General features: G+C 71.4%; 19 protein-coding genes and 1 tRNA gene. 6 read left to right on the plus strand and 14 right to left on the minus strand.

All coding sequences use genetic code 11. From position 1 onward, the window contains the following. The first annotated feature begins 228 nt into the window (after positions 1-228). The 5 genes from OG792_RS04555 (at position 229) to OG792_RS04575 (ending at position 3,031) form a co-directional block, all read left to right on the plus strand. Positions 229-828 (plus strand): YqgE/AlgH family protein, encoded by a 600-nt coding sequence (locus OG792_RS04555; protein ID WP_326560831.1) that lies wholly within the window; start codon positions 229-231, stop codon positions 826-828. Positions 829-931: 103 nt separating this feature from the next. Further along, a tRNA-Ala gene (locus OG792_RS04560) sits at positions 932-1,004 on the plus strand. A gap of 284 nt (positions 1,005-1,288) precedes the next feature. Then, positions 1,289-1,423 (plus strand): hypothetical protein, encoded by a 135-nt coding sequence (locus tag OG792_RS04565; RefSeq protein ID WP_329107620.1) that lies wholly within the window; start codon positions 1,289-1,291, stop codon positions 1,421-1,423. Between the two features lie 216 nt (positions 1,424-1,639). Then, positions 1,640-1,828, plus strand: a complete 189-nt coding sequence (locus tag OG792_RS04570) for a hypothetical protein (RefSeq protein WP_329107621.1) — start codon at positions 1,640-1,642, stop codon at positions 1,826-1,828. A gap of 150 nt (positions 1,829-1,978) precedes the next feature. Continuing rightward, the gene (locus OG792_RS04575; RefSeq protein ID WP_329111118.1) at positions 1,979-3,031 is read left to right on the plus strand and encodes a LacI family DNA-binding transcriptional regulator; all 1,053 of its coding nucleotides are present in this window, start codon (positions 1,979-1,981) and stop codon (positions 3,029-3,031) included. Positions 3,032-3,183: 152 nt separating this feature from the next. Here the strand turns inward: OG792_RS04575 and OG792_RS04580 are convergent, their stop codons facing one another. The 13 genes from OG792_RS04580 to OG792_RS04640 all read right to left on the minus strand — a co-directional run bounded on the left by OG792_RS04580 (position 3,184) and on the right by OG792_RS04640 (position 16,003). Further along, the gene (locus tag OG792_RS04580; protein WP_329107623.1) at positions 3,184-4,470 is read right to left on the minus strand and encodes a glycosyltransferase 87 family protein; all 1,287 of its coding nucleotides are present in this window, start codon (positions 4,468-4,470) and stop codon (positions 3,184-3,186) included. 3 nt (positions 4,471-4,473) lie between these two features. Next, positions 4,474-5,895 (minus strand): glycosyltransferase family 4 protein, encoded by a 1,422-nt coding sequence (locus OG792_RS04585; RefSeq protein WP_329107624.1) that lies wholly within the window; start codon positions 5,893-5,895, stop codon positions 4,474-4,476. Next, a complete protein-coding gene (locus tag OG792_RS04590; protein WP_329107626.1) occupies positions 5,892-6,677 on the minus strand; it encodes a glycosyltransferase in 786 nt (261 codons plus the stop codon). Before OG792_RS04590 ends, OG792_RS04585 begins: the two co-directional genes overlap by 4 nt. Beyond that, complete coding sequence (locus OG792_RS04595) at positions 6,677-7,372, minus strand: transglutaminase-like domain-containing protein (RefSeq protein ID WP_329107628.1); 696 nt, start codon at positions 7,370-7,372, stop codon at positions 6,677-6,679. Before OG792_RS04595 ends, OG792_RS04590 begins: the two co-directional genes overlap by 1 nt. Before the next feature lie 32 nt (positions 7,373-7,404). After that, entirely contained in the window at positions 7,405-8,544 is a 1,140-nt protein-coding gene (locus OG792_RS04600; protein ID WP_329107630.1) for an acyl-CoA dehydrogenase family protein, read from the minus strand. Between the two features lie 4 nt (positions 8,545-8,548). Next, positions 8,549-10,000, minus strand: a complete 1,452-nt coding sequence (locus tag OG792_RS04605) for an AMP-binding protein (protein WP_329107632.1) — start codon at positions 9,998-10,000, stop codon at positions 8,549-8,551. Between the two features lie 160 nt (positions 10,001-10,160). Then, the gene (locus OG792_RS04610; RefSeq protein WP_329107633.1) at positions 10,161-10,949 is read right to left on the minus strand and encodes a maleate cis-trans isomerase family protein; all 789 of its coding nucleotides are present in this window, start codon (positions 10,947-10,949) and stop codon (positions 10,161-10,163) included. Beyond that, positions 10,946-12,538: an MFS transporter gene (locus OG792_RS04615; protein WP_329107634.1), complete on the minus strand. Its 1,593-nt coding sequence runs from the start codon at positions 12,536-12,538 to the stop codon at positions 10,946-10,948. Before OG792_RS04615 ends, OG792_RS04610 begins: the two co-directional genes overlap by 4 nt. 7 nt (positions 12,539-12,545) lie before the next feature. Further along, positions 12,546-13,244, minus strand: a complete 699-nt coding sequence (locus OG792_RS04620; protein ID WP_329107636.1) for an HAD family hydrolase — start codon at positions 13,242-13,244, stop codon at positions 12,546-12,548. Continuing rightward, positions 13,241-14,155: a pseudouridine-5'-phosphate glycosidase gene (locus OG792_RS04625; protein WP_329107637.1), complete on the minus strand. Its 915-nt coding sequence runs from the start codon at positions 14,153-14,155 to the stop codon at positions 13,241-13,243. The genes OG792_RS04620 and OG792_RS04625 overlap by 4 nt, the downstream gene beginning before the upstream one ends. Positions 14,156-14,243: 88 nt before the next feature. Further along, positions 14,244-14,615: an ectoine synthase gene (locus OG792_RS04630; protein ID WP_329107639.1), complete on the minus strand. Its 372-nt coding sequence runs from the start codon at positions 14,613-14,615 to the stop codon at positions 14,244-14,246. Between the two features lie 99 nt (positions 14,616-14,714). Beyond that, positions 14,715-14,966, minus strand: coding sequence for an acyl carrier protein (locus tag OG792_RS04635; RefSeq protein WP_329107640.1), 252 nt, complete (start codon positions 14,964-14,966; stop codon positions 14,715-14,717). 131 nt (positions 14,967-15,097) lie between these two features. After that, entirely contained in the window at positions 15,098-16,003 is a 906-nt protein-coding gene (locus tag OG792_RS04640; protein WP_329107642.1) for a hypothetical protein, read from the minus strand. A gap of 190 nt (positions 16,004-16,193) precedes the next feature. Between OG792_RS04640 and OG792_RS04645 the strand changes: the two genes are divergently transcribed. Next, positions 16,194-16,391: a hypothetical protein gene (locus OG792_RS04645; RefSeq protein WP_329107644.1), complete on the plus strand. Its 198-nt coding sequence runs from the start codon at positions 16,194-16,196 to the stop codon at positions 16,389-16,391. Between the two features lie 129 nt (positions 16,392-16,520). Here the strand turns inward: OG792_RS04645 and OG792_RS04650 are convergent, their stop codons facing one another. Further along, complete coding sequence (locus OG792_RS04650) at positions 16,521-19,553, minus strand: AfsR/SARP family transcriptional regulator (protein WP_329107645.1); 3,033 nt, start codon at positions 19,551-19,553, stop codon at positions 16,521-16,523. Between the last annotated feature and the right edge of the window lie 73 nt (positions 19,554-19,626).

Raw genomic sequence — 19,626 nt, forward strand, 5'->3', positions numbered from 1 at the left:
GTTCCCGGCTGTCGACAGGGGAGCCGGGCGTACTTGGATGATCCGGACGGCCTGGCATATTGCCAATTGCTCAACTCGCACTGGCCGTCCAGACCTTAGCCAGCGACAGTCGTGCAAGCTATGGTGCGAGGCATGGCGTTGACTGCGCGCATGGTCGCGTTTGACGGTGTGGATCCGGTATGGCCGACGGTGTTCGGTCCCTCCCGTGACTGCGCCCCCGAGTAGCAGATGTCCGGCGTACAGGGTGAGGGCCAGGCGATCGGGGGGCGCGCCATGGCGTCGATGACCGGGCAACTGCTGGTCGCGACCCCGTCACTGAAGGATCCCAACTTCGACCGTACGGTGGTGTTGCTGGTCGCGCACGAGCCCGGCGGCGCCCTCGGGGTGGTGCTCAACCGCGCCACCGAGGTCCCGGTCGCCGACGTGCTCGGCGCCTGGGGCAGCCTGGCCGGCGAACCGGCCGTTCTGTTCGAGGGTGGGCCGGTGCAACCGGAGTCGGCGATCTGCCTGGCCCGGATGCGCACCCCGGTACGCCGTGTGAAGGGCTTCCACCAGGTTTCCGGCGCGGTCGGCACGGTGGACCTCTCGGTCGACCCGGAGCGGATCGGCGACGCGGTCTCCGGCATCCGGGTCTTCGCCGGCTACTCCGGCTGGTCGCCGGGACAACTGGAGGCGGAGATCGAGAGCGGCTCCTGGTTCGTCCTGGACGCCCTGCCCGGCGACGCGTTCGTGGACCGGCCGGACGATCTGTGGCCGATGGTGCTGCGCCGCCAGGGCGGCATGATGGCCGCGGTGGCCCACTTCCCGCCGGACGTGGCGCTGAACTAGCTGGTCGGGGGCGGGTTCTCGGCGGCGACCCCCTCGGATATGACCTGGCGGCCGGGCGTGTGTAATATATCGCGAGTGCCCGAGAGATCGGGCCGGCAAGTAGGGGGCCGTGGCGCAGCTGGTAGCGCACCACACTGGCAGTGTGGGGGTCAGGGGTTCGAGTCCCCTCGGCTCCACCCTACGTACGGCAGGCCGGCAGCCTGGTCAAGTGATCTTCGACCAGGCAACCGGCCTGTTTTGTATCACAACCTCCCACAGGATGGCTGCTCGCCGCACCCCGAACGAGGTCGCTGGCGCGGCCCCGCACCACATCGCGTCCGATGGTCCTATCTCGACGGGTCCACCCGTGACCGCTCTACTGCATCCTGCTCAACCCGTGGTGGGACCCGGCAACCGAGGCCCAGGCCGTCGACGGGTCCACCGGATCGGCCAGACCCGCAACGTGAATGGCGTACCGCGGATGGTTGGCGGGGACACCATCGAGGAGAAGGTCATGGTGTTGAAGGCGCGCAGGGCGGAGCTGTTCAGTGGCGTCCTCGACGGGTGTGAGTTCGCCTCCGCCCAACTCTCCGCCGCTGACATCTGGCGCACGTGATTCCACTGAACGTCCGGTGGCACCCACGCGGCGGGGTGGCCACCGGCCGGGTGTCGGCCATGGGGCGGCGGGCCGGTCGTAACGGCCTGCGGCGACGCTGTGCTCGGGGCGTGGAAAAAATCTTCTGTACCGGTCAAGGAAACCTCTTGACCGGTACAGAAGGTTCTCGCTACTGTATCGGTACAGAAGAAAGCACCGGACAGTCAGGAGATCGCCATGGAAATGCCCGCCGCCTTCGTGAGCGCCGTCAATGGCGTCGACTACGAGTTCAACAGCGCCCGGCCGAACGCCCCGGTCGTTCCGCACGTCGAGAAGCCGCAGCGCACCCGGGTCGTCCGTGCGGCGCTGACCAAGGGCCTCACCCGCGCCGCCCACGTGATCAGGCCGGCCCGGCCCGCCGTTTGATACGCTGGAGCACTCGATGAGCAACCGGCGTCCGCCGCCCTGGTCGGCCCACGCCTTGCCTGATCCGACCCGACCGCCGCCGGTGCCCCGCCCTCCGGGTCGCCGGCGGCGGAAGCAGATCTAGCGACTGGTGGTTACGTGGCACCACGGGTGACATTGCAGACGATCGCCGACCGCGTCGGGGTGAGTCGAATGACCGTGTCGAATGCCTTCTCCAAGCCCGACCAACTTTCCGCGGCACTTCGCGAGCGCATTCTTGCCGCCGCCCAGGAAATTGGCTATGTCGGCCCCGATCCCGCCGGCCGGGCACTGGCCAGGGGCACCACCGGTGCCGTCGGGATCGTGTTGACCTCCTCGCTCCGCTTCGCCTTCACCGACCTCGTCGCCACCAGCTTCCTCGGCGCGATAGCCGAGGAGCTCGGCCCGACCGGGCTCGCGCTGACCCTGCTGACCTCGTCCGACGACGGCGAGGTCATTCCCGCCCGTGATGTCGCGATCGACGGTGCGCTGATCTATTCCTGTGACCCGACGTCAACCGCGGTCCAGTACCTCTCCCGCCGCCGGCTCCCGCTGGTCTATGTCGACCAGGAACCGGTCGCGGGCATCCCGGCGGTCAATGTGGACGACCGCTCCGGCGCCCGCGCCGCCGCCCAGCACCTCGTCGACCTCGGTCACCGGAAGATCGGGCTGTTGCTGTCCGGCCTGCACGGCACGCACGGGCTCATCGCTCCGGAGGACGTCAAGGTCGACGGGCACGCCTCGAAAGAGCGGCTGCTCGGCTGGCGTGACGCACTCGACGCGGCCGGCATCACCCCACTGATGGCCCGCCAGGGCGGGGCCAACCTGGAGCAGGCGAAGGCTGGTGCCCGACTGCTGCTCGACCGTCCGGACCGCCCCACCGCGATACTCTGCTTCTCCGACGCGGTGGCCTACGGCACCATCCAGGCCGCCGAGGACCTCGGTATCCGCGTCCCCGACGAGCTGTCGGTGGTCGGCTTCGACGACAATCCGCTGGCGACGCAGATCCGACCCGCCCTGACCACCGTCCGGCAGGATGTCCAGGCCAAGGGGCGGGTGGCGGCGGCGGCGCTCAGCCGGTCTGTCGAGGAGACCCGTCGCGGCCGGTCGGCCACCGCGGAGCACATTCTGCTCCCCACCGAGCTGGTCGTTCGGGACAGCACCGCGCCACCGCCGGCCGGCTGAGCACCGGTCCGGCCCGACCCGGCGCCTCCTCCACATCGGGATGACCGGTCACCCGGGGGAATGCGACCGGCGCCGGCCCCGCCCCACGCGTACGGACGGCGTGGTGCGGGGGACGACGCCGGACGCGTCGTCCCCCGCACCTTCGTACCGGCTCAGTCCGCCAGGGCGTGCACCGGCTCGCGCAGCGGCAGCCGGGTGGCGGGCCGCGTTGCCGGGACCGGGGCGTTGCGACGTACCCAGAGTGGGGCGGCCAGGAGCAGCAGCAGCCCGGTCAGCGGGAACAGCGCGGCGATCACCTGCTCCCAGCCGGCCAGGGCCATCGGGGACGGCGGCGACTCTTCGATGCCCAGCAGTGAGAAGATCCGCACCGAGAACACCGTGACCAGCACCGCCGTCGCCACCGCCAGACCGGCGGAGCGGGTCTGGTACGCCCGGACGGCCAGGAAGACCAGCAACGGGATCACGTACACCCAGTGGTGCTCCCAGCTCACCGGCGAGACCAGCAGGCCGGTGATGGCGGCTGCCGAGAAGCCGAGAAAGTCCGAGCCGTGTCGGTGCACGTGGTGGGCCACCGCCAGGCCGAACAGGGCCAGGACCGCCAACACCACCAGCCACCAGGACGCGAACTGGGTACCGGACACCCCTCGGGACAGGGCCCCGGCAACGGACTGGTTCGGGGTGTCCCAGACCCCGCCGGCCCGCGACGAGTGCAGCACCAGGCCACCCCAGTACCGCACCGCGTCCGCCGGCATCAGGACGAACCCGGCGAGCACAGTGCCGAGGAAGGCGGCCAGCGCGGTGCCGGCCGTCCGCCATTGCCGGGTCACCACCAGGTAGCCGATGAAGATCAGCGGGGTGACCTTCAGGCCGGCGGCGATACCGATGCCCACCCCGCGCCAGCGGCCGGTGTAGCCGCGGAAGTCCAGCAGCACCAGCAGCAGCAGGAACATGTTGATCTGGCCGGCGATGAGCTGGATCCGGACCGGTAGTAGCCAGGTGGCCAGGAGCAGGACGACCAGGGTCAGGACGGCGCGCGTACGGGGGGTACGGACCCCGGCGATGCCCAGCGACAGCCAGGCGACCGCGCCCAGGGCGATCAGTGACGCGGTGTTCCACACCAGGCTCGCCGCACCGATCGGCAGCAGAGACAGGGGTACGAAGAACAGGATCGCGGTCAACGGTGGGTAGAGATAGGGCATCGGCCCGTACATCGGGTTCTGGATCGCCACGTCGTAGAGCGAGGTACCGTCGCGGATCGCCTCGCCGCTGGCCAGGTAGACCTTGAGGTCCACGGTCCAGCGCAGCGCCCAGTACGGATCCCGAGTGAAGATCGCCTCGGCGAGCACGGCCAACGCCAACGCGCTGACCACCACCGCCGCCACCGTGGCGATGGTGAGTCTGCGGCTCGGGCGCTCGGCTCGGATATCTGCTGTCTGCATGGTTCAGCTCCTGTCGAGTGCGAGTGCGAGTGCGCGGCGGGTGGGTAGGCCGGTCAGGACCGGTGGGAGCGGGTGCGGGCCGATCAGCAGGTCGTCGTGTCCGGCCAGGTGCAGCTGGGCCCCGGTCACGCCGAGGCGGGCCAGTACGCCGAGCGCGTCGAACTCGTCGCAGCCGTTGAGCAGGAGGTTGACCTGCCCGTTCGCCGCCACCACCTCGTCGGTCGGGCGCAGTGCGCCGGCCGGTACCGACCCGCCAGCCGGCAACCGGACCAGGGTGGCGATGTCGGATCGGGCCGACCGGCGTCGGGCCGGGTCGTACCCGACCGCCCGGATCTGATGCTCGACCACGCCGGCGAGCAGCGCGGCACTGCGCTCCCAGGTGAACCGGTCGGCCCAGCTCCGGCACGCTCGGGCGACCCGCCGGGCGACCTCGTCGTCGCCCAGCGCGGTCAGCTGACCGACCAGCATGGCGGGCAGGTGGTCGGGAGTTTCGACGAGGTGTCCGGTGTGGCCGGTGCGCAGGAACTCCCGCGCGCCGGGTGCCTGTAGCACCACACTCGGTATCCCGTACGCGGCGGCGTTGAGCAGCCGGGTCCGGCACCCCGGCCCGTCGGCGGTGGCAACGGTCAGCCAGGCGCGGCGCAGCCATCGGTCCCGGTCGTCGTCGGTGACCCGGCCGTGCAGGGTTACCGTCCCGGCCAGTCGCGCGGTGTCGGCGAGCCGACGTAGCCGGGCCAGTTCCGGCCCGTCGCCGAGGATCTCGACGCGTAGGTCGGGCAGGGCGGCGACGACCGCCGGCAGCGCCCCGAGCAACAGCTCGGTCCGCTCCTCGGCGACCAGGTCGACGTCGACCACGATGGTCGGTGCGTCGGCCCGTTGCCCGGCCTCGACCGGTACGGGTGTCGGCGCGCCGGGCGGAACTATGAAGATCGGTCCCTGGAGACGGTGGCGGCGACGCAGGTCGTGCCGGGCCGAGGGGGAAAGTGCCACCACTGACCGGTTCGACCGGCTCCACCCGCGTGCCGCCGCGGCGAGCAGCCGGCTGCGCCGGCCGGCGGTCCGTTGCGGTACCCGGTGCACCACCTCGACCACCGGCACGGGCCGTCCGGTGAGCAGCGGAAGCGCGATGGTCGATCCGCCGGTGGCGTCCAGCACCGCGTCGAAGCGATGACCGCCGCGGACCAACCGGGCGGCGGTGCCGAGCGCACTGCCGCCGCGCCGGAGCCGTACCCCGTCGAGGGTTTCGTCGGCGGGTGCGTCCGGGGATCGGGTCGCCACCCAGGTGACCTCGGCACCGTCGGCCACCCACCGGCGGGTGATCTCGTGCAGGTACCGTTCCGGGTCGCCGGCCCGGGGATGCCCCACGTCGTACCGGCTGACCACCAGGACCCGGCGACCGGTCGGGACCGGCCGGGGCGCGCTCACCGGGTACCCGCCCTGGCGGCGAGCAGGTCGGCCCGGTACAGGCGGAACAGGTCGACGAAGGCGGCCCGGCCGTCGCGCAGAGGGCGGAACGTGGACCGTTCGTCGTCGGTCCAGGTGACCGGGACCTCGGCGATCCGTCCCCCGGCCCGGCGGATCTGCCGCAGCAGCTCCACGTCGAAGGCGAACCCGTTGACCTGGCAGTGCTCCAGTGCCCACTGCACGGTGACCCGATTGAAAATCTTGAAGCCGCACTGGGTGTCGTGCACGCCGGGGACAAGTTGCCGGGCGAGCGCCCGGAACACCGCGCCGCCGAGCCGGCGGGTGGCCGGCTGCGGGTGGGCCAGTTCGGCACCGGGAGCGTGCCGGGACGCTATCGCCGCCGCCGCGCCCGCCTCCAGCTCGGCCATCGCGCGGGTCAGCGTCGGCACCGGGGTGGACAGGTCGGCGTCGATGAATCCGACGAACCGGGCCATGCTGCCGGCGATGCCCCGGCGGACCGCCGCGCCCTTGCCGGGCCGGGAGCACCCGACGACGACCACCTCGGCGTTCCAGTCCCGCGCGTCGACGATGGTGGCGGTGTCGTCGGCACTGCCGTTGTCGACCACCACCACCCGGGACCGCCAGCGCTGCGCGGCCAGGAACTCGGTCACCTCGGCGAGGGTGGCGGGCAGCCGGGCGGCCTCGTTGAACGCCGGTACGACCAACTCCAGGTCGACTTCGCCCAGACGGATCGGGACGTACCGGCCGAGGGGTGTCGGGCTCGGTGGGGTCAGTGGGCTCATCACACACCTCCCTGGGGCGTCGCGTCGGTCACCAGGGATCCCCGAGCGGTGGTGTGCTGGCTGGCGAAGAGCTTCGGGTGGTTGGCGCGGATGCCGTCGACGACCATGTCGTACGGGACGTCGTCGAAATCGCCGTGCTCCCGGAGGAACTCCATGTGCCGCTGACCCTCGTCGTCGTACGGGTGGTACATCGAGTCGGTCCGCCCGTCGAACTCCAACGGTTTGATCTTGTAGAGCCGGCAGAGCATCTTGTTGAAGACCGGGGTCGCCCGGACCCACCTGTCCTCCAGGAAAACCGTGGTCAGGCTGTGGAAGGTGAAGATCTGGCCGCCCATCAGCTCTTCCAGCCGTGGCGAGGCGAGGTGATTGCGTACGTCGCCGTAGTAGATCCGGCTCGGTACGCCCACCGCGCGCACCGCGGCCGCGTACACGATGGACTTGTGCACGCAGAAGCCCATTCCCCGAGTGATCGTCGAGCTGGCCTTCAGGCCGTGGCGGGACAGGTCCGCCCCGTACACCTCGTAGTGGATGCCGTCGCGGACGGCGTAGTAGAGGGCGATCGCCCGCTCGGTCGGGGTCATTCCCGCACCGCCGTCGGGCAGCGTCCGGGCGACGAAGTCGCGGACGATGTCGGAGTCGTGGTCGAGGAACTCGGTGGGGTCGAGCAGGGTGCTGTCGATGACGCGCGCAGACATGGGGTGTCCTCCGGAGGGGTTGGGGGCGAGGGTCAGAGGCCGAGCATTTTGGCGATTCGCTGGCGCTGGACGTCGGACGTGCCGGAGTAGATGGTTCCGGCGACCGCGTTGCGCAGGTCCTTTTCCAGGCCGTACTCGCTGGTGTAGCCGTACCCGCCGAAGATCTGGACGGCGGCCAGCGCGGTGTTGATGTTGCTTTCGCTGGTGATCAGCTTGCTGGCGGCGATGTCGATCGTGACGTTCTCGCCGCTGCTGTGTCGCTGCGCGGTGTCGTAGAGCCACTTGCGGGCGGTCTCCACCGCGATGTGCATGTCGGCGATCCGGTTCGACACCGACTGGAAGGCGCCGATCTTCTGGCCGAACTGCACCCGCGACCGGGCGTAGTCGATCGAGCGCGCCAACCGGTGCTGCATCTCACCGAGGTTGATCACGAACGAGCAGAGGATCTCCCACTTCATGACGTGGTCCATGACCAGGAAACCAGCGCCGGGCGAGCCGACGACGTTCGCCGCCGGAACCCGGCAGTCGTCGAAGAACAGCTCGGAGAAGGGGGAGGTGCTCAGCCCCATCTTCGACACCGGCGGCCCCACCACCAGCCCGGGGGTGTCCCGGTCCACCAGGAACGCGGTCAGGGCGGCCGGGCTGCCCCGCTTGCCGGTCAGCGCGTAGACCACGATCACGTCGGCGATCGGTCCGTTGGTGACGAACGCCTTGCTGCCGTTGAGCACGTACTCGTCGCCGTCGCGTACGGCGGTGGTGCGCATCGCCATCACGTCCGAGCCGCCGGACGGCTCGCTGATCGCGTGCGCCCCGATGATCGAGCCGTCGCTGACCCGGCTCAGGTAGCGGTCCTTGAGCGATGCCGAGCCGAAGCGTTGCAGGGGGACGCCGGTGCTCACGATGTGGGTCGAGACGGAGAAGCTGAATCCGCCGTCGCGGCAGGCGTAGCCGAGCCCCTCAAGGACGTACATGGTGGTGAGCAGGTCGCGGCCGAGACCGCCCCAGCGCTCGTCGAACGGCAGGCCGAGCAGCCCGGTCTCCCGGATCAGCTTCCATGCCGCGCTGCCGAACTCGCGGTCCGCGTCACGTTCGAGATGCCCCTCGCCCGCCGCCAGGCCCAACTCCTCGGCCAGGGCGCGCAGCTCACGCTGTTCCTCGCTCCAAGTGATCATGGTGTCAACTCCGCTCGGTCGAGGCGGCCAGGGCCAGGCTGCGGCGCTCGCGTAGCGCGTTGCGGTCGACCTTCCCGGTGGACGTACGCGGCAGCGCCTCGTCGACCAGCTCGAACGCGCCGGGGATGGCGGTGCGGGGCAGCGCGGCGGCGCAGTGCAGCCGCAGGTGCAGCCCGTTGATCTCGGAAGCCGCCGCGCGGCGGACCACCGCGTGCAGGACGTTGCCGGCGTTCGGGTCCGCAACGGCGACCACGGCCGCCTCCAGCACCTCCGGGTGGGCGAGCACCACCTGCTCCACCTCTTGCAGGTTGGTCCGGACCCCGCGGACCTTGACCTGGTGGTCGTTGCGGCCGGTGAGGAAGAACAGTCCGGAGGCGTCCCGCCGGACCAGGTCGCCGGTGCGGAACCAGCCGTCCCGCCAGCGCTGGTCGTCCAGCCGGGAGTCCAGGTAGCCCCTGGCCCGAAACGGGGTACGGACCACCAGCTCGCCGGCTCCCGCGCCGGTCACCTCGGCGCCGTCGGGGTCCACCATGGACACCGCCACGCCGTCGATCGGGCGGCCGATCGGGATGACGCCTTCCGCGTACACCTCGGCCGGTTCGACCCGGTAGAGGAAACTGTCGTTGGTCTCGGTGCAGCCGTAGACGTTCCAGAGCCGGGCGTTCGGGAACGCCTCGATCACTCGCTCCAGCAGGGACAGCGGTACCACGTCCCCGGTGAACAGGACGTCGCGAACCCCCGGGAACCGGCCGCCGGTCTCGGTGACCAACCGGAAGAAAAGCGGGACGGCCTGGATCACGGTCGGCGTCCGGTCCCGGCAGAGCGCCGCCAGCCAGGCCCCCTCGACGGCCCGCTCCGGGTCCGGCAGCTCGACGCAGGCCCCGGCGGCCAGTGCGGCCCAGACGTCCAGCAGGCACAGGTCGAAGTTCAGCGGTGCGTAGTTGAGCACCCGGGCGTCGGGCCCGATGCCGAAGGTCTGCGCCGCCCAGGTCAGGAACGCGTCCACACCCTCGGCGGTCAGGTCGACCACCTTCGGCGTGCCGGTCGAGCCGGAGGTGGTGAGCAGCAGGCCGGCACCGGGCAGGGGGCGGCCCTGCGCCCCGCTGGCCCGTACCGTCACGCCGTCGGCGGAGGCGGCCAGCACCTGGGCGCAGCCAACCTCGGCGCAGAGCCGGGCGAGCGCGTCCGCGCCCAGGGACGACGAGGGCAGCAGTACCCGGCGGTCCGCCGCGAACGCGGCGATCAGTAGTGCGATGGTCTCCGGGGACTTGACCGCGGGGATGCAGAGCGGCAGTTCCGGGTCGGGTGCGAGGGCGGCGAGCGCCTCCCCGGCGTCCCGTACCCGGTCCGCCAGCTCCCGGTAGCTGACCTCCCGGCCAGCCCAGGACAGGGCCGGGGCGTCGGGTCTCATAAGGGACTGTTCGGTGAAGTCGGTGCAGAACGATCTGGTGGGCACGATGTCTCTCCTGCCGTTCGTGTCGCGACGGTGAAATGCGGGCAGAGTCGAGCGCGCGGGGGCTCGGGGAGGGCCCAGCGCGTGGGTCGGGGGGATCAGAGCGTGGGTCGGGGGGATCAGAGCGTGGATCGGGTGGGATCAGAGCGTGGGGCGGGTGGAGTCAGGTGCCGGCGTCGACCAGGCGACCGCCGCCCGGCACCGTCTCGTCGAGACCGGCGACGGTGAGCAGCCGGCGCAGGCAGGCCTGGTTGGAGGTGACCACCGGAACACCGAGCCGCCGCTCCAGCGGGGCCACCGCGTCCCAGGAGCGGAAGCCGCTGCCGGGAATCAGCACCCCGTCGGCGTCCGCCGGGAAGCGGGCGGCGACCTGCCGGCACACCTCGTCCGGGTCGACCATCCACCGCCCACCCCGGTCGAAGATCCGGTGCCGCTCCACCGAGTCCCAGTCGGTGTCGAGCCGGTAGTGCAGCAGGCCGGCGACCTCGAACCCGCCCGAGGCCAGGTACCGCTGGGTGGCGGCGAAGGTCGGCGCGGTGAACCACGGCGGCACCAGCACCAGCGGGCGGCGTACGCCCATCTCGGTCAGCCCGGTCCGGATCGCCTGCCCGGCGGTGTAGACCGGGGTGCCGTCGGCCAGCTCGGTCGCGGCGGCGACAAAACCGGCGTCGAACTCCAGGCCGCCGAAGAAGCTCGCCGAGGCGAAGCAGAGGCAGATCGCGGTCAGATCCATCTGGCCGAGCTGGACCAGGCCGCGCCGAATGTCCGGCTGGGCGATCAGGCGCTGCCAGGTCTCCTCGGTGTACTCCTCGCCGGCGCTGGTCGGGCTCTCGAACCGGGCGGTGTGCACGGTGACCCCGGCCGGGGCTCGGCTCCACAGTTCCGCCTCCACCACCGGGTCGTTGTGCACCACCAGTACGCCGAGCTGGGCGACCCAGGCCGAGGCCCTCACGATCGGCTCCGCTCGGGGCCGGCGGCCACGACGTGCGCCGGCCGGTCGAGCGTCCCGGCACCGCGTCGATCGGCCGCGCCCGACCGATCCGGCGTGTTGCCCGTCGCCGGTGTGTCGCCGGTCGCCGGGGTGCCGCCGATCGTCTGGGTGCTGCCGGTCGCCGGTGTGTCGCCGGTTGCCGGGGTGCTGCCGGTGCTGCCGGTGCTGCCGCGCCGGTGCAGGCCGAACCAGACCAGGACCGCGCCGGCGGCGGCGGCCAGGGCGGTGGCGACGAAGGCGGCGCCGAAGCTGCCCGCGTCCGGGTCGGTGCCGAGTACCAGCACCAGCACGGCGATCCCGAGGGCGCCGGCCATGTACTGGGCAGTGGTCATCAGGGCGCTGCCGACACCCTGGTTGCGGTCCTCCACGTCGGCGGTGCCGGCGATGAACATCGACACGTACGTGACGCCGTGCGCGAAACCGGTGATCAGCAGGCCGGGCAGCAGGTGCAGCACGTAGTTGTCGCCCTGGACCTGAATGGCCAGCAACAGCAGACCGGCCGCGTTGCCGACGAAGGCCAGGGTCAGGGCCAGCCGGACGCCGAGCGCGGCGACGATCCGGGCCGCCACCGAGTTCGCGACCGCGATCGCCACCGCCATCGGCAGGAACGCCATGCCGGCCGCGATCGGGCCGTACCCGCGAAGCTGCTGGAGCAGCAGGGTGAGCACGAAGAACTGGTTACCGACACTGGCCATGTACAGCGCGGTGGCCCCGCAGCCGACCAGGAGTGACCGGGTACGTCGCAGCAGCGGGTCGACCAGCGGCTGGGTGCTGTGCCGTTCCCGCAGGACGAAGCCGATCAGCAGGGCGGCGGCGGTGGCGAACGCGGCCAGCGTGCCGCCGTCCGTCCAGCCGTGGCTGGATGCCCAGGTCAGGGCGAGCGCGGTGGAGAGCACGGTGCCGGTGCACAGGATCGCGCTGGGCACGTTGAGCTGACCGTGTCCGGTGGTCGGCGGACGCATCCGGGGCAGCAGCCGGGGCGCGCCCATCGCGCAGATCAGCGCGAGCGGCAGGTTGATCAGGAAGACCCAGCGCCAGGAAGCGGTGCTCAGCAGCCCGCCGACGACCACCCCGGCGGCCAGGCCGGACGCGCCGACCGTACCCCAGACGCCGAGCGCCCGGTTGCGGGCCGGACCGGCGGCGAACGAGGTGTTGATCAGGGAGATGACCGCCGGCTGGAGGGCGGCGGCGGCGATGCCCTGCAACGCGCGGGCCACCAGCAGCAATGCGGGGGCGGTGGCCAGGCCGCCGGCGAGCGCGGCGATCCCGAACGCCGCCATCGCCACGATGAACAGGTTCCGGGGCCCGAACCGGTCGGAGGCCCGCCCGCCGACGACGAGGAAGCCCGCGAAGAACACCGCGTACCCGCTCACCACCCACTGGATGGAGCTCTCGGTCAGGTCGAACTCGGCGCCGATGCGAGGCAGGGCGATGTAGACGATGGAGTAGTCGAGGGCGATCAGGAACTGGGCGATCGCGAGAATGGTCAGGGTGGCGGCGGGGGACGCCGACCTGCCGGGTGCCGGTGTGGATCGGGTGGGGTTGGTCATGGTCGGATCACCTTTGGCCGAGGTCGAGCGGGACGGGACGGAAAGCGGGTTCGTCTGGGAGCAGCGCCGGGCCGAGCGTGGCCGGTCCGCCGTAGACCGCGCGGGCACCGGCGAGCAGGAGTTCGGCCCGGCTGGACACGCCGGTGGTGACACCGAACGAGGTCATACCGGCGGCGTTGGCCATCCGGATGTCGTCCAGCGCGTCGCCGACGACGACGCAGTGGGCGGGCGGCACGCCGAGCGCGTCGGCGGCCAGCAGCGCCAGGTCGGGGTGCGGCTTGCCGCGCTCGGCCATGCCGTGGCAGGCGAGCGTGTCGAACGCGTCGAGCAGCCCGGTCGCGGTCAGCAGCTCGATGGCGCTGGGGCGTACCTTGCTGGTGACCACCGCCAGCGGATGACCGTGGTCGCGCAGGGCGGCGAGCAGTTCGGGTACGCCGGGGAAGACCAGGCGGCTGGCGGACGGGATGACCGTCTCGGTGAACAGCTCACGGGCCCGGTTCGCGGCCCGGTCCACCTCGCGGTGGTCGACGGGCAACCCGAGCAGGGTGGCGAACGACGCGGTCAGCGGGCGACCGACCGTACGGCGTAGTTGGTTGTCGGTGGCGCTGCGGCCGTGCTCGGCGACGACCATGCGCAGCACCGTGGTCATCCCGCCCGGCGTGTCGACCAGGGTGCCGTCGACGTCGAAGAGGATCGCGGTGGTCACGACGGCTCCCGCAGCGCGACGGCGACCTCGGCGGCGAGGGCGCTGGTGGACAGGAGCACCGACCGGTTCGCTGCGGCGGTCCGACCCGAGGTCGCCACCGACACCCGACTCAGGATGTACGGGGTCATCGCCGGCCCCTGCACCCCGGCCGCCTCCGCCTCGGCCTGGACCTCGCGGACCAGCGCGTAGATCTCCTCCGAGGGCAGCGCGTCCAGCTCGTCGATCGGGTGGGTGACCAGGAACCCGCCGTCGTTGCCGAGCGCCCAGTGCAGTCGGATCGCCTCGGCCAGCTCGCCCAGGTCATCGAGCCGACGCGGGTTGCGTACGCCGCTGGAGACGCTGTAGTACGCCGGGAAGTCGTCGCACCGGTAGCCGACCACCGGCACGCCGAGGGTTTCCAGGTACTCCATGGTCAGCGCCGGGTCCAGCAGTGACTTCGCGCCGGCGCAGACGACGGCGATCCGGTGCCGGGTGAACTCGACCAGGTCCGCCGAGATGTCGAAGCTCCGCTCGGCGCCGAAGTGCACACCGCCGATCCCGGCCACCGCGAACACGTCGATGCCGACCTGGTCGGCGGCGACCATGCTGGCCGAGACGGTGGTCCCGCCGTGACCGCGGCCGGCCAGGGCCGGGCCGATGTCCCGGGTGCTGACCTTCGGGATGTCCTTCGTGGTGGCGAACAGCGCTACCTGCTCCTCGGACATGCCGACGACGAACCGACCGTCGACGATTCCGGTCCGGGCCGGTACCGCGCCGTTGGCCCGGATCGCCTTGTCCATGTCCAGAGCGGTCTCCAGGTTGAGCGGGTAGCTCAGGCCGTGGACGACGCCCGAGGATTCCAGGGCCACCACGGGTCGACCGGACGCCAGCGCGTCGGCGACCTCGGCGGAAAGTGAGAAGTACTCGTTCATGTCGTGCTCCCTTTGACTGCGTGCCGGACGGGAGGGGCGGGCCCCTCCGGCGCGGGCGGGGTGGGCACCCGCCCGCGCCGGAGGCGGTTTAGTACTCGGAGAACCCGTTCGCGTCGAAGTTGTGCCGCTCGTCGCCGCGCAGCGGCGGGTTGAACACGCTGATCAGCTCCATGTCCTGTTCCGGATCGGCGATCAGGAAGTGCTCGTCGTGCTGGTCGAGGGCGTAGAGGACGCCGGGCTCGATGGCGTGGGTGACGCCACCGGCGATCACCTGACCGCGGCCGGAGACGCAGTAGCAGGCCTCAAGGTGGTTGCGGTAGTGCAGCGGCGACTTGGAGCCGGCGGCGACGACGGTGTGGGCGATGGCGAAGCCCATGTTGTCGCCCTCGACGAGTAGCCGGAAGCTGGTGCCGTTGCCCCAGTCGACGGCGGGAACCTGGGACCTGGTCTTGACGATCATGATCGTTTCCCTTCTGTAGCCTGCTGGCTTGGTCACGGAGTTCTGCGTTGCTGCGTATCCGGGACGGGACATGCGGCGTGGTGGGCGCGGGGTGGCGGATCAGACGAGGCTGTGCGTGTCCCGGACGAAGGCGGCGATCGCGGCCACCGAGCTGAACTGGACGGGCGAGATGTTCTGGTCCTCGACCGGGATGTCGTAGCGGTCGCCGACCCAGGCGATGAGGCGCAACAGCCCGAGGCTGTCGACGACCCCGCTGTCGAGCAGGTCCAGGTGGTCCGGGAGCTGGTCGGCGGGAATGTCGGGGGCGAACGCGGTGACGATGAACTGCCGGATCTCGGCCTCGTGGGCCATGTGGGTTCCCTTCTCTCAAGCCGCCGGCAGTACAGCCGGGCGGCGGTTGCAGGGGTGGATCACCGTGGCGGGTCACCGCGGTGCTGGCGCTGCCCTGGTCCGCGTGCTGGGCAGCGAGGTACGAATGCCGGTCAGCAGCGTGCCGGCACGGCGCTGCTCAGTAGCTCGACGAGCAGCACCTGCTCCTGGTCGGTCCGTCCGACGTGCCTACCGAGCACCACCTCACGCAGGTCGCCGACGAGCCGGTAGCGGGGCTGCGGCTGGAGGCGGGCGTTCGCCGGTCGCGCCAGGCCGTGGTCGGCGGCCGTCTCGACCAGGGTGAGGTCGTCGACGAACACCTGACCGACCTGGTCGGCCAGGGCCGGTGGCAGGTCGCGGCCGGAGGCGTTGACCAGCAACGCGCCCTTCGCGAGGTGGATCGGTGCGCCCGGCCGGCGGACCCCGCTGTCCGACCCGGCGGCAGACCCGGCCGGTCCGACGACCACGAGGTTCGCCCCGAAGGCAGACTCCGCGGGCGAGGCGGCACCGACCAGTACGATGCCGGCCAGGTCCAGTTCGTCAACCACCCGCGGGTCGAAGACCGGCCGGAACAGGTCCGTCCCGCCGTCGTCCCGCCGTCGTCCCGTCGTCCCCGACACCGTCCCCATCGCCCTTTCTGGTGCCGTTTCCGGCGCCGCTGCGGGCGCTGTCGGGGTGTCGGTGAGGAACACCGAGACGTGGCTGACGCACGGCACGTGCCGGGCGAAGATCACGGTTTGCAACTGGGCGGCGAGCCCGGTGCCGATCACCGAGGCGGTGACCACCCCCGGACCGAGCAGGTAGCGGGCCGCCAGGGCGGCCAGCACCGCGGCCCGGTACACCGCCCGGTCCCGGGCCATCGGGTCGGTGGCCCGCAGGCACCCGACCAGGTCCCAGATCTCCGCCGGCAGGGTGGATGTCCCGCTGGTCATCAGCCGCTCGGCCACCGTGTCGACCGGGTCCACCGCGTCGGTGTTCCAGAAGTGGTCGGTGCATGAGCGGGGCGTGACGCTGTCCATGGGACGTTCCCTCCGGTGGTCCTGTTCGTCTGCGATCCAGACGATGGCCGCCGTCCCTATCGGGCCGCCTTTGAAGGGCTATCGACCCGCACCGGATCTCGGAAGGCGATCGGAGGCCGGCTCGATAGCGCCGGACGGTCTGGTGATGGCACACCGCCACAGCGGAGAACACACCACGGAGGGAACAAAGATGTCCGTCACCCGCAAGCTCACCGCCGCCACCGCCGTCAAGTCCGTGCTCGCCGCGGCCGTGCTCGCCGCGACCGTCAGCATCGGCGCCGCCATCGCCGGCGGCGCGGGGCAGGACCTCACGCTGGCCACCGTGGTGTGCCCCGCGGATACGCACTGGAGCGTCACGCTGGGGGTCTGCGTCCGCGACACCCCCTGACGACCCGGCCTCGGCCCTTCGGTCCCGGCGTCACCCCGACGGGGGGTGACGCCGGGACCGCGTCGTGTTCCGGGTGGGGGGCGGTGCCGGTGCGCCCGCCCCACCGCGGGGCGGAGGGTTGCCGTGCGGCTAGGCCGGGAGCGGGACCTGACGGCCGGTGCCGGTGCCGTCTTCGGGGATCGGGCCGGCGGAGAGCAGATCCGCCTCGGCCAGCAGCGAACTGGCCCGCTCGTGCCAGACGGTCGAGCCGAGCTGCCGGAACAGCTCGCGGGCCTCGCGCAGGTGGCCCACCCCGACGGTGATCCGGCCGGTCGCCAGGGCGATCTCGCCGAGGGAGTACCGGGACCGTGCCTCGATCAGCCGCTCGCCGAGCCGGCGGGACCGGTCCAGGGTGTGGACGAGGATCATCTCGGCGTTTTCCGGCCGTCCCTCGCGGTACCGGAGCATGCCCAGGCCGTACAGGGCGTGGGTCTCGCCGATCCGGTCGCCGGTGTCCCGGACGATGCGCAGCACCCGGTGCAGCGACTGTCGGGCCAGATCGATCTGGTCGGTGGCCAGGTAGACCTCGGCGAACCGGTGCACCACCTGGGCCTCGACCCGTAGGCAGCCGGTCTCCCGGCAGATGGTCAGGGCCTGGTCGAGCAGTTCGATCGCCCCGTGGTGGTCACCGTCGTCCATCCGGTGCCGGGCCAGGCTGCGCATGATGTGCGCCTCGCCGATCCGGTCGCCGACCCGGCGCATGATCTCCAGCGACTGGCCGTACTTCGTCAGCATCGACGGGGTGTCCCCGCGCAGGCTGTCGATGTGCGCCGCGTTGCGCAGCACCAGGGCACGGCCGTGCTCGCTCCCCACCTCGGCGAAGATCCTCAGCGCGGTGGAGAAGCAGTCGTCGGCCTCGGCGAGTCGGGTCTGGAACATGTGCAGGGTGCCCAGCGAGTAGCGCATCGCCGCCAGGCCGAGCCGGTTGCCGGCCCGCTCGGCGGCGGCGTACGCCGTGTTGGCGCACTCCTGCCAGTCGTCGAAGTACCCCTTGGATTCGAAGAGGCTGACCGCGGTCAGCGCGAGATCCCAGCAGAGTTCCGCCAGGCCGGCGTCGGCGGACTGCCGGACGGCGACGATCAGCGCCCGCCGTTCGGCCTCCCACCAGTCCGCCGGGTCGCCGATGTGCCTGCGGGCGTCGGCCGGGTCCATGGTCCACCGGGGCGCGGTGCCGTGCAGGGTGGTGTAGTTGCCGCCGTAATCGCTGCGGTGCGCCTCCTCGGCGAGGGCCAACCAGCCGCTCAGGACCCGGTTCAGCGCCGCGAGGTGCTCCCGCTCCGGCTCCACCTCGTGCAGCTTCTCGGCCGCGTACACCCGGATCAGGTCGTGCAGGCGGTAGCGCGGCGAGGCGTCCGGGTACTGCACGATGTCGACGAGCTGGGCGTCGACCAGGCTTTCCAGGATGTCCTCGGCCTCAAGCGCGCTGCTGTCCAGCAGGGCCGCCGCGGTCCAGCTCGGGAAGTCCGGGGCCCGCATTACCGAGCAGAGCCGGAACAGTCGTTGCGCCGCGTCGTCCAGGGCCTGGTACGCCAGCTCGATGTTGGAGCGCAGTTCCAGCCCGTGGTGGGCGAACTCGTCCAGTCGACGCGCCTCGTCCCGTAGCCGGTGCACCAGCCCACCGAGCCGCCAGTGCGGTCGGGAGGTCAGCCGGGCGCCGGTGATCCGCAGTGCCAGCGGCAGGCCGCCGCACAGGTTCGCCAGTTCGGCGGCGTCGTCCTGGCCGGCGTCGATCCGGTCCCGTCCGATCATCGCGGTCAGCATCTCCAGCGACTGCGACAGGTCGAAGACGTCCAGGTCGACCTGGCGCGCGCCGGGCAGGCCGGTGAGGCGTACCCGGCTGGTGATCACGACCGCGCAGGAGGAGCTGCCCGGCAGCAGGGGCAGCACCTGCACATCGGGCGGGACGTCGTCGAGGACCAAGAGCAGTCGTTTGCCGGAGAGCATGCTGCGGTACAGCTCGCCGCGTTCCTCGATTCCGTCGGGGATGGCCGACCCGGTCACGCCGAGGGCGCGGAGAAACCGGGCGAGCAGCTTGGCGGTGTGGTCCTGCCGGTCCCAGGAGCGCATGTCGGCGTAGAGCTGCCCATCGGGGTAGCGGGCGCTGAGTTCGTGGGCGGCGCGGACGGCGAGGCTGGACTTGCCGACTCCGCCCATGCCGGAGATGACCACGATCGGCATGCCCCGGAACGCCTGGTCGCCGTCTGGCTCTGGGCCGAGCAGCCGGCGGATCTGGTCGAGCTGCTGCTCCCGGCCGACGAAGTCGGTGATGCTCGCCGGAAGCTGGTGGGGGAGGACCACCATCGACGTACGCGGCTGTGGCGGGCTCCACTTCGGAGCCGCCGGCGGTGGGGCTGCCGGCGGTCGTTCGTCGGTGACACCGAGTGCTGGATCGCGTTGCAGGATGGCCCGCTCCAGGCGTTGGAGTTCCTCACCCGGGTCCAGCCCGAGTTCCTCGGTGAGCACCTCCCGGGCCTGGCGTGCCGCCTTGAGCGCGTCGGCCTGCCGGCCGCACCGGTAGAGCGCGAGCATGAGGAAGGCGTGCAGTCGCTCGCGGAGCGGGTGTTCTCCGACCAGGCCCTGTAACTCGCTGACCACCTTCTGGTGCGCGCCCAGTTCCAGGTCGAGCTGGATGCGCTCCTCGATGGCCGCGAGTCGCTGGTCCTCCAGTACGGTGGCGGCCCGCTGGACCTGCTCGCTGGGCACGCCGGCGAGGGCGGCGCCGCGCCACAGGGCGAGCGCCGTGCGCAGGGTGTCGGCGGCCTCGGCTTTCGCGCCCGCGTCAACCTGTCGTCGGGCCTCGGCGACCAGCGCGGCGAAGCGGAGGCTGTCCACTTCCGCGCTGTCGGACTGGAGGAGGTAGCCCGGCGGGCGGGTGCTGATCGCTTTGGGACGACCGGCTTCGTCGAACAGACGGCGCAGGATGGAGATGCAGATCTGGATCTGGCTGCGGGCGGTGGTGGGCGGGACCGCGCCCCAGACCGCGTCGATGAGCTGGTCCACCGGGACCACGCGGTTGGCGTTGAGACCCAGCACCGCCAGGACGATGCGCTGGCGCGCTCCTCCCAGGTTCACCGACCGGTCACCACTTATCAGTTCCACCGGACCAAGGAGTCGCAGACTCATTCAGTGTCTCCCCGTTGACCGAGTGTGAGCCGTCGATCCACAATACGCTACTTCTCCTACCAGACATCGATCG

Origin of the sequence: Micromonospora sp. NBC_01699 (assembly GCF_036250065.1) — a bacterium.
GTDB lineage: Bacteria > Actinomycetota > Actinomycetes > Mycobacteriales > Micromonosporaceae > Micromonospora_G.